14 protein-coding genes are annotated in these 16,688 nt (G+C 61.9%); 11 read left to right on the forward strand and 3 right to left on the reverse strand.

All coding sequences use genetic code 11. The features are described 5' to 3' along the window. Nucleotides 1–117: 117 nt before the first annotated feature. The 3 genes from dapC to map are packed head-to-tail and all read right to left on the reverse strand — an operon-like array spanning nt 118 to nt 4,866. Nucleotides 118–1,314, reverse strand: coding sequence for a succinyldiaminopimelate transaminase (dapC, locus tag ACFY68_RS14575; RefSeq protein ID WP_387528445.1), 1,197 nt, complete (start codon nt 1,312–1,314; stop codon nt 118–120). Between the two features lie 30 nt (nt 1,315–1,344). Beyond that, entirely contained in the window at nt 1,345–4,047 is a 2,703-nt protein-coding gene (locus ACFY68_RS14580) for a [protein-PII] uridylyltransferase (protein WP_387528448.1), read from the reverse strand. Between the two features lie 36 nt (nt 4,048–4,083). Next, nucleotides 4,084–4,866 carry a type I methionyl aminopeptidase gene (gene map / locus ACFY68_RS14585; RefSeq protein ID WP_016712936.1) on the reverse strand — a complete coding sequence of 261 codons (783 nt, stop codon included), beginning with the start codon at nt 4,864–4,866 and terminating at the stop codon, nt 4,084–4,086. A gap of 346 nt (nt 4,867–5,212) precedes the next feature. Between map and rpsB the strand changes: the two genes are divergently transcribed. The 11 genes from rpsB (at nt 5,213) to lpxD (ending at nt 16,686) form a co-directional block, all read left to right on the forward strand. Beyond that, nucleotides 5,213–5,950: a 30S ribosomal protein S2 gene (gene rpsB, locus ACFY68_RS14590; RefSeq protein ID WP_027595792.1), complete on the forward strand. Its 738-nt coding sequence runs from the start codon at nt 5,213–5,215 to the stop codon at nt 5,948–5,950. 185 nt (nt 5,951–6,135) lie between these two features. Then, nucleotides 6,136–6,999, forward strand: a complete 864-nt coding sequence (tsf, locus tag ACFY68_RS14595) for a translation elongation factor Ts (RefSeq protein WP_279805046.1) — start codon at nt 6,136–6,138, stop codon at nt 6,997–6,999. A 177-nt stretch (nt 7,000–7,176) separates the two neighbouring features. Beyond that, the gene (gene pyrH, locus ACFY68_RS14600; RefSeq protein WP_008094912.1) at nt 7,177–7,920 is read left to right on the forward strand and encodes a UMP kinase; all 744 of its coding nucleotides are present in this window, start codon (nt 7,177–7,179) and stop codon (nt 7,918–7,920) included. After that, nucleotides 7,917–8,474, forward strand: a complete 558-nt coding sequence (gene frr / locus ACFY68_RS14605) for a ribosome recycling factor (protein WP_008094910.1) — start codon at nt 7,917–7,919, stop codon at nt 8,472–8,474. Before pyrH ends, frr begins: the two co-directional genes overlap by 4 nt. 15 nt (nt 8,475–8,489) lie before the next feature. Continuing rightward, on the forward strand, nt 8,490–9,245 hold the full coding sequence (gene uppS / locus ACFY68_RS14610) for a polyprenyl diphosphate synthase (protein ID WP_387528454.1): 756 nt from the start codon (nt 8,490–8,492) through the stop codon (nt 9,243–9,245). Beyond that, nucleotides 9,245–10,060 (forward strand): phosphatidate cytidylyltransferase, encoded by an 816-nt coding sequence (locus ACFY68_RS14615; RefSeq protein WP_346611792.1) that lies wholly within the window; start codon nt 9,245–9,247, stop codon nt 10,058–10,060. Before uppS ends, ACFY68_RS14615 begins: the two co-directional genes overlap by 1 nt. Then, a complete protein-coding gene (gene ispC, locus ACFY68_RS14620) occupies nt 10,045–11,247 on the forward strand; it encodes a 1-deoxy-D-xylulose-5-phosphate reductoisomerase (protein WP_387528819.1) in 1,203 nt (400 codons plus the stop codon). The genes ACFY68_RS14615 and ispC overlap by 16 nt, the downstream gene beginning before the upstream one ends. 61 nt (nt 11,248–11,308) lie before the next feature. Next, a complete protein-coding gene (gene rseP / locus ACFY68_RS14625; RefSeq protein ID WP_387528457.1) occupies nt 11,309–12,661 on the forward strand; it encodes an RIP metalloprotease RseP in 1,353 nt (450 codons plus the stop codon). A 71-nt stretch (nt 12,662–12,732) separates the two neighbouring features. Continuing rightward, nucleotides 12,733–15,081 (forward strand): outer membrane protein assembly factor BamA, encoded by a 2,349-nt coding sequence (gene bamA, locus ACFY68_RS14630; protein ID WP_387528459.1) that lies wholly within the window; start codon nt 12,733–12,735, stop codon nt 15,079–15,081. A gap of 44 nt (nt 15,082–15,125) precedes the next feature. Next, entirely contained in the window at nt 15,126–15,629 is a 504-nt protein-coding gene (locus ACFY68_RS14635; RefSeq protein ID WP_167069119.1) for an OmpH family outer membrane protein, read from the forward strand. Between the two features lies 1 nt (nt 15,630). Beyond that, complete coding sequence (gene lpxD, locus ACFY68_RS14640; protein ID WP_346611788.1) at nt 15,631–16,686, forward strand: UDP-3-O-(3-hydroxymyristoyl)glucosamine N-acyltransferase; 1,056 nt, start codon at nt 15,631–15,633, stop codon at nt 16,684–16,686. The last annotated feature ends 2 nt before the right edge of the window (nt 16,687–16,688 follow it).

A 16,688-nucleotide genomic window follows, 5' to 3' on the forward strand; every position in this document is an offset into this window, starting at 1 on the left:
GACGAGGCGAAAACCGCGTCCAAGCCTCAAATGTGTAAACCATGTCCCCGGTTTACTATGTAAACGATGTCTCCGGTCGTACACCCGCGAATGGGGCACAAAGTGCCCCCAGTTCCGTCAGCGGTTTTGCAGGAAGGCGCGAATCCGCTCGGCCGCCTCGATGCATTCGGCCAGCGGCGCAACCAGCGCCATGCGCACGCGGCCGGCACCGGGGTTGACACCCTCTACTTCACGGGACAGGTACGAGCCCGGCACCACGGTCACATGCTGCGCTTCGAACAGGTCGCGGGTGAACGCGGCATCACAGCCCGGCACCTTGGCCCAAAGGTAGAAGCTGCCATCCGGCCGCTGCACATCCATCACCGGCTGCAGGATATCCAGCACGGCATCGTACTTGGCGCGGTACTGGTCACGGTTCTCGCGCACATGCGCCTCGTCCTGCCAAGCGGCGATGCTGGCCAGCTGGGTCTGCACCGGCATGGCGCAGCCATGGTAGGTGCGGTACAGCAGGAACGGCTTGATGATCGCGGCGTCACCGGCGACGAAGCCCGAGCGCAGGCCCGGCAGGTTGGAACGTTTGGACAGGCTGTGGAACACCACGCAACGCTTGAAGTCGTTGCGGCCCAGCTCGGCGCAGGCGCTGAGCAGGCCCGGTGGCGGCGCGTCTTCGTCGAAGTACAGTTCGCTGTAGCACTCGTCGGCGGCGATCACGAAGTCGTGCTCATCGGCCAGGGCAATCAGCTTCTTCAGGGTGTCCATTGGCACCAACGCACCGGTGGGGTTGCCCGGCGAGCACAGGAACAGGATCTGGCAACGCTTCCAGACTTCCGTAGGCACGGCATCGAAGTCCGGGTTGAACCCGTTGGCTTCCAGGCACGGCAGGTAGTGCGGGGTGGCACCGGCGAGCAGGGCTGCGCCCTCGTAGATCTGGTAGAACGGGTTGGGGCTGACCACCAGGCCATCATTGTCGCGGTTGACCACGGCCTGGGTGAAGGCGAACAGCGCCTCGCGGGTACCGTTGACCGGCAGAATGTGGCGGTCGGCATCCAGCCAGCCGGCCGGCACGCCGAAACGGCGTTCGCACCATTGGCCAATGGCCTGGCGCAGGGCTGGCAGGCCGAGGGTGCTTGGGTAGACCGCCAGCTTGTCGAGGTTGTCGGCCATGGCCTGGGCGACGAACGCAGGCGATTCATGCTTCGGCTCACCAATCGACAGGGCGATGGCGCGTTTGTCCGCTGCAGGCTTCACGCTGCCCAGCAGGGCGCGGAGTTTCTCGAACGGGTAGGGCTGAAGCTGGGTCAGGGCAGGGTTCATCGGCGCAAGGTCTCGTCAATCGTCTAATCGTTAAAAGGTCACGCGGTTCGGGCTGGTGTCGCTGGCCTGGCCGGCCTGCAGCTGCTGCACGATGGCTTCCTGCAGGCGGCTGCACAGTTGCGGGTCGGACAGCGGCTGGTTATCGGCGTCGGTAATGAAGAACACGTCTTCCACGCGTTCGCCGAGGGTGGCGATCTTGGCATTTTGCAGCGACAGGTCGAACTCCAGGAAGATTCGCCCGATGCGTGCCAGCAGGCCGGGGCGGTCGGGTGCGGTGATCTCGAGGATGGTCACCGGCCGCTGGGCATCGTTGAGAATGGTCACCTGCGGCGGGAAGTTGAAGTGCTTGAGCTGGCGCGGCACCCGACGCTGGATGATCGTTGGGTAGTCCTCGGGTTTGCGCAGCGCTTCGGTCAGGCCGTCCCTGATCTGCTTGACCCGCTGCGGGTTGTCGCCGATCGAGCCGCCGTCGTTGTCGAGCACGATGTAGGTGTCGAGGGTGAACTGGCTGCTCGAGGTGATGATCCGCGCGTCATGGATGTTCAGGTTGAGCTGCGACATGGCCGCCACTGTCACGGCAAAGAAGTCGTGCTGGTCGGGGGCGTAGATGAAGATCTGCGTGCCGCCTTCGAACTCGCGCTGGGTGGTTTCCTTGATCAGTACCAGCGGCCCGCCGTCAGCGGGTTGCTGGAGGATGGCGTCGGTGTGCCAGGCCACATCGGCGGCGTTGTGCTTGAGGAAGTAGTCGTCGCCCAGCTGGGACCACAGTTGCTCGACGTCGTCCGGGTCGGTGCCCTCGCGCACGAGGATGTCCAGTGCCGAGCTTTGCGTCTGGCGGATCTGTTCTTCGCGATCGAGCGGGTTTTCCAGGCCGCGGCGCAGGGCGCGCTTGGTCTCGGTGTACAGCTGGCGCAGCAGGCTGGCGCGCCAGGAATTCCACAGGCTGGGGTTGGTGGCGTTGATATCGGCCACGGTCAGCACATAGAGGTAGTCCAGGCGCGTTTCGTCGCCAACATGCAGGGCAAAATCGTTGATCACCTGCGGGTCGGACAAGTCTTTGCGCTGGGCGGTGGTCGACATCACCAGGTGGTTCAGCACCAGCCAGACGATCAGGCGGCTGTCCCAGGCCGGCAGCTGGTGGCGTTCGCAGAACTTCTGCGCATCCACGGCGCCCAGCTCGGAATGGTCGCCCTGGCGGCCTTTGCCGATGTCGTGGTAAAGGCCGGCCAGGTAGATCAGCTCCGGCTTGGGCAGGCGGCCCATGAGCTTGCTGGCCAGCGGGAATTTCTCGGACACCGGCGTGTACTGCAACTTGCGCAGGTGCTTGATGAGGTTGAGGGTATGCGCATCGACCGTATAGATGTGGAACAGGTCATGCTGCATTTGCCCGACGATCAGGCCGAATTCCGGCAGGTAGCGGCCGAGGATGCCGTAGCGGTTCATCCGCCGCAGGTTGCGGTGGATGCCGATTTCGCATTTGAACAGCTCGATGAACAGGCTGGTGTTGCGGATGTCGTTGCGGAAGGTGTCGTCGATCAGGTGGCGATGCTCGCGCAGCAGGCGCACGGTGTCGGCGCGCACACCCTTGATCTCGGGGTGCTGGGCCATCAGCACGAAGATTTCCAGCATGGCGAACGGCGTGCGCTTGAACACGTTCGGGCTGACCGCCTCGATATAGCCGTCGTGCAGGCGGAAGCGCGCATTCAGCGGCTGGGTGGTGCCGCTGTCGTCATCGGCGAGGATGACTTCCTCGAAGTGCTGGATGATCAGGTCGCACAGCTGGCTGATGCTCATCACCACCCGGTAGTACTGCTGCATGAACTGTTCGATGGCGCGCTTGGGGTTTTCATCGGTGTAGCCCAGCAGCGCGGCGATGCTGCGCTGGTGGTCGAACAGCAGGCGGTCCTCGGCGCGGCCCGCCAGCATGTGCAGGGCGTAGCGCACTTTCCACAGGAAGTCCTGGGAGGAGGCCAGCAGTTCGTTTTCGCTCTCCAGCAGAAAACCTTCGCCGGCCAGGGCGTGCAGGTTCAGGGTGCCGTATTGGCGCCGGGCCACCCACAGCACCGTCTGGATGTCGCGCAGGCCGCCGGGCGAGCCTTTGACATTGGGCTCGAGGTTGTATTCGGTGTCGTTGTACTTGTGATGGCGGGCCTTGAGTTCGGCGCGCTTGGCCAGGAAAAACTCCCGGCTCGGCCACATGTGCGCGGTGCTGGTGACATCGAGCATGCGCTGGCGCAAGGCTTCGGGGCCGGCGATGGTGCGGCTTTCCATCATGTTGGTGATGACCGTCAGGTCGGCACGCGCCTGCTCGGCACATTCATCGACGGTGCGCACGCTCTGGCCCACTTCCAGGCCGATATCCCATAGCAGGGTCAGGAACCGTTCGATGGCGTCGCGGTACTGCTCGTGCTCGGCGGCGCCGAGCAGGATCAGCAGGTCGATGTCCGAGTGCGGGTGCAATTCGCCGCGCCCGTAACCCCCGCACGCGACGAGGGCGATACCGCTGGTGTCGCCCCAGTCGAACTGGTTCCATGCCTGCTGCAGGATGTTGTCGACGAGCCAGGCGCGGTCCTCGATCAGCCGACGGATCTCACGGCCTTCGCGAAAACGCTTGTCGAGCACCTCGCCGGCCTGGCGGATGGCTTTCTTGAAGGCGGCGATTGGGCTCGCCTTGAGGGCCAGTTCCGCCTGGAACTGGCCGCGGTCGAACAGCTCGGGATCCACCTGGGGCATGCGTCGCGTTCCTGTCGTAGAAGCCTTGGCGTCAAATCAGGCCGAGGTGCGCGGGATGGTGTCGTCCTTGCGCAGGGTGAAGATCTCGTAGCCGGTCGCGGTCACCACCAGGGTGTGCTCCCACTGGGCCGAGAGCTTGCGATCCTTGGTGATGGCCGTCCAGCCGTCGCCCAGCACCTTGGTATCGGCCTTGCCCTGGTTGATCATCGGCTCGATGGTGAAGGTCATGCCTTCCTTGAGCTCCATGCCAGTGCCGGCACGGCCGTAGTGAAGGATCTGCGGTTCTTCGTGGAACACCTTGCCGATGCCATGGCCGCAGAACTCGCGCACCACCGAGAAACCGTTCTTTTCGGCGTGCTTCTGGATCACTTCACCGATGTCGCCCAGGCGGCAGCCCGGCTTGACCAGTTCGATGGCCTTGTACATGCATTCCTGGGTGACCTTGGACAGGCGCTCGGCCCATACCGGCACGGTGCCGACGTGGAACATGCGGCTGGTGTCGCCGTGGTAGCCGTCCTTGATCACGGTGACGTCGATGTTCAGCGTGTCACCGTCCTTGAGCGGCTTGTCGTTGGGGATGCCGTGGCAGACCACATGGTTGATCGAGGTGCAGATCGACTTCGGGTAGCCTTTGTAGTTGAGCGGTGCCGGGATCGCCTGCTGGACGTTGACGATGTAGTCGTGGCACAGGCGGTCGAGCGCTTCGGTGGTGACACCGGGCTTGACGTGCTCTTCGATCATTTCCAGCACTTCGGCGGCCAGGCGGCCGGCGATGCGCATCTTCTCGATGTCTTCTGCGGTCTTGATGGTAACGGTCATTACAGGCTCTCTACGGCGCCGCGGGCGGCGCGAACAAACGGGAAAGGCCGGATTCTAGCAGAGCAGGGCGGCATTCTGTCGGGATAAAGGCGGCCATGCTGCTGTCTATAGGGGGCATTCTGGCCTGTTTGGCGGGGTGCTGCAAAAACCGCTGACGGACGAGCGATTATCCTGGTTCCGTTCGGTCGCGGTCTGTGGTATAAAATGCGCCGCTTTCGGGGACGACCCCGTGAGCATAAACCCACACACGTGTCGACACGATGACCTGGGTGCCCCGAGTTCTCGAATTTGCGGGTTGGTCATTGGGATACGTGGAGGCCCAACCCGACTTAATCAAGGAACTATCATGTCCCAAGTCAACATGCGCGATATGCTGAAGGCCGGTGTGCACTTCGGCCACCAGACCCGTTACTGGAACCCGAAAATGGGCAAGTACATTTTCGGCGCGCGCAACAAGATCCACATCATCAACCTGGAAAAAACCCTGCCAATGTTCAACGAAGCTCTGGCTTTCGTAGAGCGTCTGGCTCAGGGCAAGAACAAGATCATGTTCGTCGGCACCAAGCGTTCCGCCGGCAAGATCGTTGCCGAGCAAGCTGCTCGCGCCGGTTCGCCATACGTTGATCACCGCTGGTTGGGCGGCATGCTGACCAACTACAAAACCATCCGTGCTTCGATCAAGCGTCTGCGCGACCTGGAAACCCAGGCCGAAGATGGCACCTTTGCCAAGCTGACCAAGAAAGAAGCCCTGATGCGTTCGCGCGATCTGGAAAAGCTGGACCGCAGCCTGGGTGGTATCAAGGACATGGGCGGCCTGCCTGATGCCCTGTTCGTGATCGACGTTGACCACGAGCGCATTGCTATCACCGAAGCCAACAAGCTGGGCATCCCGGTAATCGGCGTTGTCGATACCAACAGCAGCCCGGAAGGTGTTGACTACATCATCCCAGGCAACGACGACGCCATCCGCGCCATCGAGCTGTACATGACTTCGATGGCCGACGCCATCATCCGCGGCCGCAACAACGTTGCTGGCGGCACCGAAGTCTACGCTGAAGAAGCGGCTGCACCTGCTGCTGAGTAATAGGCGCTAGCGTCTACTTGGCACGCAAAAAGGGGGCTTTGCCCCCTTTTTGCCACCTTGAAATCCTGCTGTCAGCAATGCCCCCGCATCATGGGCTGGCTGAGACAACAACAGCGGATTCGCAGAATTGAACGCCCGTGACGAGCGGGTGGAATGGTTGAAAAACTTTCCAAGAGGATTTTGAAATGGCAGCAATTACTGCAGCGCTGGTCAAAGAACTGCGCGAGCGTACCGGCGAAGGCATGATGGATTGCAAGAAGGCCCTGGAAAAGGCCGGCGGCGACATCGAAAAAGCCATTGACGACATGCGTGCCTCGGGCGCCATCAAGGCCGCCAAAAAGGCTGGCAACGTCGCTGCTGAAGGCGCGATCGCAGTCAAGACCGACGGTAAATCCGCCGTTCTGCTGGAAGTGAACTCGCAGACCGACTTCCTGGCCCTGCAAGACGACTTCAAGAACTTCGTTGCCGAAAGCATCGAAGAAGCCTTCGCCCAGAAGCTGACTGACGCAGCTCCGCTGATCGCCTCGCGTGAAGCTGCTCGTGAAGCCCTGGTTGCCAAGTGCGGCGAAAACGTCAACATCCGCCGCCTGGTGCGCGTTGAGGGTGACGTTGTCGGTGCTTACCTGCACGGCAACAAGATCGGTGCCGTTGTTGTCCTGAAAGGCGGCGACGTCGAGCTGGCCAAGAACATCGCCATGCACGTTGCAGCCTCGAACCCAGAGTTCCTGGATGCTTCGGAAATCTCCGCCGAGGCCATCGAGCGCGAGAAGAATGTCTTCCTGCAGCTGAACGCCGATAAGATCGCCGGCAAGCCGGAAAACATCGTTGAGAACATGATCAACGGCCGTATCACCAAGTTCAAGGCCGAAGCCTCGCTGAAAGAGCAAGCCTTCGTCATGAACCCGGAAGTCAAAGTCGGCGAACTGGCCAAGAAAGCCGGTGCTGAAATCGTTTCCTTCACTTACTTCAAGGTAGGCGAAGGCATCGAGAAGCCGGTCGACGACTTCGCTGCTGAAGTAGCCGCTCAGGTAGCAGCTGCCAAGCAGTAAGACAGACTCGTCTGTCGCCCCAAAGAGGCTGCCCGCTCACGCGCGCAGCCTCTTTGTCAAAGCGGGAGCGGTTTTCGAACCGTTGTTCGCTGACGCAGTCGCTGCGTCACGTTAGAGTTACACGCAGGCTCGAAGCAGCCCGCCAGAATTTTACAAACGCCGCAGGAGAGATTCGCAATGGCTCAGCAGGGCAGTGGTTATCAGGCTCGCTATAAACGCATTCTACTCAAACTTAGCGGCGAGGCCCTGATGGGCTCGGAAGAGTTCGGGATCGACCCCAAGGTCCTGGATCGCATGGCACTTGAAGTCGGCCAATTGGTCGGCATCGGTGTTCAGGTAGGTCTCGTTATCGGTGGTGGCAACCTGTTCCGTGGTGCGGCGCTCAGTGCAGCCGGCATGGACCGTGTCACCGGCGACCACATGGGCATGCTGGCAACCGTCATGAATGGCCTGGCCATGCGCGATGCGCTGGAGCGGGCGAACATCACTGCCATCGTGATGTCGGCCATTTCCATGGTGGGTGTGACCGATCATTACGATCGCCGCAAAGCCATGCGCCACCTGAACGCCAAAGAAGTCGTAATCTTCGCTGCCGGTACCGGCAACCCGTTCTTCACCACCGACTCTGCCGCTTGCCTGCGTGCCATCGAAATCGATGCCGACGTGGTATTGAAGGCAACCAAGGTCGATGGTGTATACACTGCAGATCCATTCAAAGACCCGCATGCCGAGAAGTTCGATCATCTGACCTACGATGAAGTGCTGGATCGCAAGCTGGGCGTGATGGACCTGACGGCAATCTGTCTGTGCCGCGACCACAAGATGCCGCTGCGCGTCTTCAACATGAACAAGCCCGGCGCCCTGCTGAACATCGTGCATGGCGGCGCGGAAGGAACTCTGATCGAGGAAGTTCAAAAATGATCAACGACATCAAGAAAGACGCCCAGGACCGCATGGGCAAGTCCATCGAGGCACTGGGTCGCAACCTGGCGTCCATCCGTACCGGTCGCGCCCACCCAAGCATCCTGGACAGCGTCAAAGTTCCTGCCTGGGGTAGCGAAATGCCGCTGAACCAGGTGGCTGCCGTGTCCGTTGAAGATGCCCGTACCCTGAAGATCGTCGCCCACGACAAGAACCTCAGCGCTGCCATCGAAAAGGCCATCCTGACGTCCGACCTGGGCCTGAACCCGTCCAGCGCCGGTACCACCATTCGTGTGCCGATGCCTGCCCTGACCGAAGAAACCCGCAAGGGTTACACCAAGCAGGCCAGCGCTGTTGCCGAGGACGCCAAGGTTGCCGTGCGCAACGTGCGTCGTGACGCACTGGCCGACCTCAAGAAGCTGACCAAGGACAAGGAAATCAGCGAAGACGAAGAGCGTCGCGCCGCTGACGAGATCCAGAAGCTGACCGACAAATTCGTCGCCGAGATCGACGCTGCGTTCAAAGCCAAGGAAAAGGACCTGTTGGCCGTTTAAGGCCGAGGTTTTTTAATGGAAAAGACCAAGCTGGCGGCACCGTCATCGGTGCCGCGTCACGTCGCGATCATCATGGATGGCAATAATCGCTGGGCAAAGAAGCGCCTGTTGCCCGGTGTCGCCGGGCACAAGGCCGGCGTCGATGCGGTGCGTGCGGTCATCGAAGTCTGCGCCAAGTCTGGGGTCGAGGTGCTGACCCTGTTCGCCTTCTCCAGCGAGAACTGGCAGCGCCCGGCCGAAGAGGTCGGTGCGCTGATGGAGTTGTTCTTCTCGGCACTGCGCCGTGAGGCCAGGCGCCTCAACGAGAACAACATCAGCCTGCGTATCATTGGTGACCGTTCGCGTTTTCACCCGGAGCTGCAGGCCGCCATGCGCGAGGCCGAGGCGCTGACTGCCGGCAACAACCGCTTCATCCTGCAGATCGCCGCCAACTACGGTGGGCAGTGGGATATCGCCCAAGCCGCGCAACGGCTGGCGCGTGAAGTTCAGGCCGGCCATCTGCGCCCGGACGACATCACGCCGGGGTTGTTGCAGACATGCCTGGCCACCGGCGAGCAGCCGTTGCCGGACCTGTGCATCCGCACCGGTGGCGAGCACCGTATCAGCAACTTCCTGCTGTGGCAGCTGGCCTACGCCGAACTGTACTTCTCCGACCTGTACTGGCCGGACTTCAAACACGAGGCCATGCGCAATGCCCTGGCCGATTTCGCTTCGCGCCAGCGCCGCTTCGGTAAGACCAGCGAGCAGGTCGAGGCTGGAGCTCGTGCTTAATGCTTAAACAACGCATCATTACCGCGCTGATCCTGCTGCCGGTCGCGCTGGGTGGTTTCTTCCTGCTCAACGGCGGGGACTTCGCCCTCTTCATCGGCTTCGTGGTCACCCTGGGTGCCTGGGAGTGGGCGCGTCTGGCCGGGCTTATGGCTCAGCCGCTGCGCATCGCCTACGCCGCCGTGGTCGCCGGGGCGCTGATGCTGCTCTACCTGATGCCTGACCTTGCGCCCTGGGTGCTGGGTGCTTCGGTGATCTGGTGGGCGCTGGCCACCTGGCTGGTGCTGACCTATCCGCGCAGCAGTGAATTGTGGGCCAGCGCCGCCTGCCGCCTGCTGATCGGCCTGCTGATACTGCTGCCGGCCTGGCAGGGGTTGGTGCTGCTCAAGCACTGGCCGCTGGGCAACTGGCTGATTCTCTCGGTCATGGTGCTGGTGTGGGCTGCCGATATCGGCGCTTATTTCTCCGGTCGTGCCTTTGGCAAGCGCAAGCTTGCGCCGCAGGTCAGCCCGGGCAAGAGCTGGGAAGGCGTTTATGGCGGCCTGGCTGTCAGCCTGCTGATTACCCTGGGGGTCGGCATCAGCCGCGACTGGGGTATCGGCCAGATCCTGCTGGGCCTTGTGGGCGCCGCGCTGGTGGTCATGTCGTCGGTGATCGGTGACCTGACCGAAAGCATGTTCAAGCGCCGTTCCGGTATCAAGGACAGCAGCAACCTGTTGCCTGGCCATGGTGGTGTGCTTGATCGCATCGACAGCCTGACAGCGGCCATCCCGATCTTTGCGGTGCTGTTGTGGGCTGCCGAATGGGGTGTGATGTGACTGCCATACAGCGCATTACCGTGCTGGGCGCCACCGGCTCGATTGGCCTCAGTACCCTGGATGTGATCGCCCGTCACCCCGAGCGCTATCAGGTGTTCGCGTTGAGTGGTTATTCGCGCATCGACGAGCTGCTGGGCTTGTGCGTACAGCATCGTCCGGCCTTTGCCGTGGTGCCGAATGGCGAAGCGGCCGCACGCTTGCGTGCTGGCCTTGCGGCTGCGGGTTGCGCCACCGAAGTGCTGGAAGGGGAGGCTGGCCTCTGCGAAGTCGCCTGTGCCCCTGAAGTAGATGCGGTGATGGCGGCTATCGTCGGCGCTGCCGGCCTGCGCCCGACGTTGGCTGCTGTCGAGGCAGGCAAGAAGGTGCTGCTGGCCAACAAGGAAGCGCTGGTGATGTCCGGCGCACTGTTCATGGATGCCGTGCGTCGTAGCGGCGCCGTGCTGCTGCCGATCGACAGCGAGCACAATGCGATCTTCCAGTGCCTGCCGGGCGATTACGAGCGCGGCCTGAGCCAGGTTGGCGTACGTCGGATCTTGCTGACCGCATCGGGTGGTCCGTTCCGCGAAACACCGCAAGCGGCGCTGGCCGATGTCACGCCGGAACAGGCCTGCGCCCACCCTAACTGGTCCATGGGGCGCAAGATTTCGGTGGACTCGGCGAGCATGATGAACAAGGGGCTGGAGCTGATCGAAGCCTGCTGGCTGTTCGATGCGGCGCCGGCCAAGGTTGAGGTGGTGGTGCACCCGCAGAGCGTGATCCACTCGCTGGTGGATTACGTCGATGGTTCGGTATTGGCCCAATTGGGCAACCCGGATATGCGCACGCCCATTGCCAACGCCCTGGCCTGGCCCGAGCGGATCGATTCCGGGGTTGCACCGCTGGATCTGTTCGCCATTGCCCGTCTGGATTTCCAGGCCCCCGACGAACTGCGCTTTCCTTGCCTGCGTTTGGCGCGGCAGGCTGCCGAGGCTGGTAATAGTGCCCCTGCGGTGCTCAATGCGGCCAACGAGATCGCGGTCGAGGCATTTCTCGAGCGGCGTATCCGCTTCCCGGAGATCGCGGGTATGATCGAACAGGTGCTCGACCAGGAGCCTGTGGTTCCAGTGACGTCGCTGGATGCAGTATTCGCTGCCGACCAGCGCGCCCGCGAGCTGTCTCGTGAGTGGTTGAGGCGCCACGGCCGTTGATTGCGACCGGCCCAGGGTTTGTACGAAAAGTCGTTCCGCTGAACGTCATTCGGAGAAAGACATGACTGCGTTGTACATGATTATCGGCACCCTGGTGGCCCTGGGTGTACTGGTCACTTTCCACGAATTCGGCCACTTCTGGGTTGCCCGGCGTTGCGGTGTGAAGGTGCTGCGCTTTTCCGTAGGCTTCGGGCCTGGTCTGTTGCGCTGGCATGACCGCCATGGCACCGAGTTCGTGGTGGCGGCGATCCCCCTGGGCGGTTACGTCAAGATGCTCGACGAGCGCGAGGGCGATGTGCCCCCGGCACTGGTCGACCAATCGTTCAACCGCAAGTCGGTTCGCCAACGTATTGCCATCGTTGCAGCGGGGCCGATTGCCAACTTCCTCCTGGCCATCGTGTTTTTCTGGGTGCTGGCGATGCTTGGCACCCAGCAGATCCGCCCGGTAATCGGTGCGGTAGAGTCCGGCAGCCTGGCGGCGTTGGCTGGGCTGGTGCCGGGGCAGGAAATTGTCTCCATCGATGGCAAGCCGACCAATGGCTGGTCGGCGGTCAATTTGCAGCTGGTTCGCCGCCTTGGCGAAAGCGGAACCTTGCAAGTTGGCGTGCGCGATGAAGGCGCCAGCGCCGAACGTCAGTTGCAGGTGAAGCTTGATAGCTGGCTTAAAGGCGCTGATGAGCCTGACCCGATTCAGTCCCTCGGGCTGCGCCCTTGGCGCCCCGCGGTGCAGCCTGTGCTGGCCGAGATCGACCCCAAGGGCCCGGCTGCTGCCGCCGGCCTGAAGACCGGGGACAAGCTGCTGGCCCTTGATGGCGTTGCATTGAGCGACTGGCAGCAAGTGGTCGACAGCGTGCGCGCGCGCCCCGAGGCCAATGTGGTGGTCCGTGTCGAGCGCGATGGCGCTGCGCTGGATGTGCCGGTAACCCTGGCCCGCAAGGGTGAAGGCAAGGCCGCCGGTGGTTACCTGGGCGCCGGTGTCAAAGGCGCCGAATGGCCTGCCAGCATGCTGCGCGAGGTGAGCTACGGGCCGCTGGACGCGGTGGGCGAGGGCATCTCGCGGACCTGGAACATGAGCGTCCTGACCCTCGAATCACTGAAGAAAATGCTGTTCGGTGAGCTCTCGGTAAAAAACTTGAGCGGACCGATAACCATTGCTAAAGTGGCGGGCGCTTCAGCCCAGTCCGGCGTCGGGGATTTCCTGAATTTCCTCGCCTACCTGAGCATAAGCCTGGGGGTTCTTAACCTGCTGCCCATTCCGGTACTGGATGGGGGGCATTTGCTGTTTTACCTGGTCGAGTGGGCGCGCGGTCGTCCGCTGTCCGATCGAGTACAAGGTTGGGGGGTCCAGATCGGTATCAGTTTGGTCGTAGGGGTGATGTTGCTCGCCCTGATCAACGATCTGGGTCGACTATAAAAGCTTCGCATTGCGAACCTGCCGCCCTTTCGCGGCAGGTTGTTTATTGCCAGTTGGAATAAAAGGACTTCATGAAACGTCTGCTGCTAACTGCGGTCCTCTCCGCACTGATGATCGCTGAAGTTCACGCCGAGTCCTTCACCATCTCCGATATTCGTGTCAACGGCCTGCAGCGGGTATCCGCTGGCAGCGTATTCGGCGCCTTGCCCCTGAACGTGGGCGACCAGGCCGATGACCGGCGCCTGGTGGAGTCGACCCGTTCGCTGTTCAAGACTGGCTTCTTCCAGGACATTCAGCTGAACCGCGATGGCAATGTCCTGATCATCAACGTGGTCGAGCGCCCGTCGGTGTCGAGCATCGAGATCGAAGGCAACAAGGCGATCAGCACCGAAGACCTGATGAAGGGCCTGAAACAGTCGGGCCTGGCGGAAGGCGAGATCTTCCAGCGTGCCACCCTCGAAGGTGTGCGTAACGAACTGCAGCGCCAATATGTCGCCCAGGGCCGCTACTCGGCCGAGGTCGACGCCGAAGTGGTGCCGCAGCCGCGCAACCGCGTCGCGCTGAAAATCAAGATCAACGAAGGCACCGTCGCCGCCATCCAGCACATCAACATCGTTGGCAACACCGTGTTCGACGATGAAGAGCTGTCGCAGCTGTTCGAGCTGAAGACCACCAACTGGCTGTCGTTCTTCAAGAACGACGACAAGTATGCCCGCGAAAAACTCTCCGGTGACCTGGAGCGCCTGCGTTCCTACTACCTGGACCGCGGCTACATCAACATGGATATCGCCTCTACCCAGGTGTCGATCACCCCGGACAAGAAGCACGTCTACATCACCGTCAACGTCAACGAAGGCGAGAAGTACACCGTTCGCGACGTGAAACTGTCCGGTGACCTGAAGGTGCCGGAAGACCAGGTCAAGTCGCTGCTGCTGGTGCAGCCGGGCCAGGTGTTCTCGCGCAAGGTGATGACCACCACGTCCGAGCTGATCACCCGTCGCCTGGGTAACGAAGGCTACACCTTCGCCAACGTCAACGGCGTGCCACAACCGAACGACCAGGACCACACCGTCGACATCATGTTCGTCGTGGACCCGGGCAAACGTGCTTACGTCAACCGCATCAACTACCGCGGCAACACCAAGACCGAAGACGAAGTGCTGCGCCGCGAAATGCGCCAGATGGAAGGCGGCTGGGCGTCGACCTACCTGATCGACCAGTCCAAGACCCGTCTGGAGCGCCTGGGCTTCTTCAAGGAAGTCAACGTCGAGACCCCGCCGGTGCCAGGCACTGACGACCAGGTCGACGTCAACTACAGCGTTGAAGAGCAAGCCTCCGGTTCGATCACCGCCAGCGTCGGTTTCGCCCAGAGCGCCGGCCTGATCCTCGGTGGTTCGATCAGCCAGAGCAACTTCCTCGGTACCGGTAACAAGGTCTCCATCGGCCTGACCCGTTCCGAATACCAGACCCGCTACAACTTCGGCTTCGTGGACCCCTACTTCACTGCTGACGGCGTCAGCCTGGGCTACAACGCGTTCTACCGCAGCACCGACTACGACGACCTCGACGTCGACGTGGCCAGCTATGCGGTCGACAGCCTGGGTGCGGGTGTCAGCCTCGGCTACCCGATCAGCGAAACCTCGCGCCTGACCTACGGCCTGAGCGTGCAGCAGGACAAGATCAAGACCGGCCGTTATACCGTCGACGAGATCTTCGACTTCCTCGAAGAAGAGGGCGATAGCTTCCTGAACTTCAAGGCGTCGGTAGGCTGGTCCGAATCGACCCTTAACAAAGGCGTACTGGCAACCCGTGGTCACTCCCAGAGCCTGACCCTGGAAACCACCGTGCCGGGCAGCGACCTGTCGTTCTACAAGCTCGACTACCGCGGCCAGCTGTTCAAGCCAATCAACAACGACTACACCCTGCGCCTGCACACCGAACTGGGCTATGGTGATGGTTTCGGTGGTACTTCGGGCCTGCCGTTCTACGAGAACTACTACGCGGGTGGCTTCAACTCCGTCCGTGGCTTCAAGGACAGCAGCCTGGGGCCGCGCAGTACGCCTAGTACCGGCAGGAACCCAGGCACGATTGCCGACCCGGATCAGGATCCGCTGCCATTCGGTGGCAACGTGCTGGTGCAAGGTGGCGTCGAGCTGCTGTTCCCGCTGCCGTTCGTCAAGGACCAGCGTTCGCTGCGCACCTCCGTGTTCTGGGATGTGGGTAACGTGTTCGACACCAATTGCGGCAGCAAGCCGGATTGCGAAAAGGTCGGCTTCTCGGGCATGGCCAGTTCGGTCGGCCTGGGCGTCACCTGGATTACTGCCCTGGGCCCGTTGAGCTTCAGCCTGGCGATGCCGGTCAAGAAGCCGGACGATGCCGATACCCAGGTGTTCCAATTCTCTCTGGGCCAGACCTTCTAAGGTCGGCCCTAGCTTAATGACAACGGTTTATCCAGGAGTGCATCGTGCGTAAATTGGCTCAACTGGCCGTAGTGGCCGCGGCGCTGGTCGCCACCCCGGCGTTCGCCGAAATGAAGGTTGCCGTACTGAACTATCAGATGGCCCTGCTCGAATCCGATGCCGCCAAGAAGTACGCGGTGGATGCCGAGAAAAAATTCGGCCCGCAACTGACCAAGCTCAAAGGCCTGGAAAGCAGCGCCAAGGGCATCCAGGACCGCCTGATCAAGGGCGGCGACAAGATGGCCCAGCCAGAGCGCGAGCGCCTGGAGCTTGAATTCAAGCAAAAGGCCCGTGACTTCCAGTTCCAGTCCAAGGAGCTGAACGAAGCCAAGGCCGTCGCCGACCGTGACATGCTCAAGCAGCTCAAGCCCAAGCTTGATGGCGCTGTCGAGGAAGTGATCAAGAAAGGCGGTTACGACCTGGTTCTCGAGCGTGGTGCGGTCATCGATGTCAAGCCTCAGTACGACATCACCCGCCAAGTCATCGAGCGCATGAACCAAGCCCGTTGATATGACCGTGACCATGACGCTCGGCCAGCTGGCCGAGGCCCTTGGGGCCACTCTGAAAGGCTCCGAGGCGCTGCAGATTACCGGGCTTGCCACCTTGCAGGAGGCAGGGCCCGGGCAGTTGAGCTTCCTCGCCAACCCGCAGTACCGCAAATTCCTGGATAACAGCCAGGCCGCTGCGGTGCTGCTCAAGGCTGCGGATGCCGAAAGCTTCACCGGCAACGCCCTGATCGTGGCCGACCCGTACCTGGCTTACGCGCGCATTTCCCACCTGTTCGACCCGAAACCCAAGGCTGTGGCGGGAATACATCCCAGCGCCGTGGTGGCCGAGGACGCGCAGGTCGATGCCAGTGCCAGCATCGGGCCGTTCGCGGTTATCGAGAGCGGCGCACGCATCGGCGCAAATGTGAGCATCGGCGCGCATTGCGTGATCGGTGCCCGTTGCGTGGTCGGCGAGGGCGGCTGGTTGGCGCCACGGGTCACGTTGTATCACGACGTGACCATCGGCAAGCGCGTGGTCATCCAGTCGGGCGCCGTGATCGGTGGCGAAGGCTTCGGTTTCGCCAACGAGAAAGGTGTATGGCGCAAGATTGCCCAGATCGGCGGGGTCACCATCGGTGATGACGTCGAGATCGGCGTGAATACCGCGGTAGACCGCGGTGCGCTGTCCGACACGCGGATTGCCGACGGCGTCAAGCTGGACAACCAGATCCAGATCGCACACAACGTCCAGATCGGTGAGCACACGGCCATGGCCGCCTGTGTCGGGATTTCCGGCAGCACGCGCATTGGCAAGCACTGCACCATCGCCGGCGGCGTCGGCATGGTTGGCCACATCGATGTCTGCGACAACGTATTCGTGTCCGGGATGACCATGGTGACCCGTTCTATCACCGAACCGGGCGCCTATTCTTCCGGTACTGCCATGCAGCCATTGGCTGACTGGCGCAAGAGCGCCGCGCGTATCCGCCAGCTGGATGACATGTCCAAGCGTCTCCAGCAGCTGGAAAAACGTGTCGATACCGTGACCTCAGGTGGCCAGCCGGCATCAGAAGGCTGATA

It is taken from the genome of Pseudomonas sp. NPDC012596, assembly GCF_042902325.1.
Taxonomy (GTDB): domain Bacteria; phylum Pseudomonadota; class Gammaproteobacteria; order Pseudomonadales; family Pseudomonadaceae; genus Aquipseudomonas.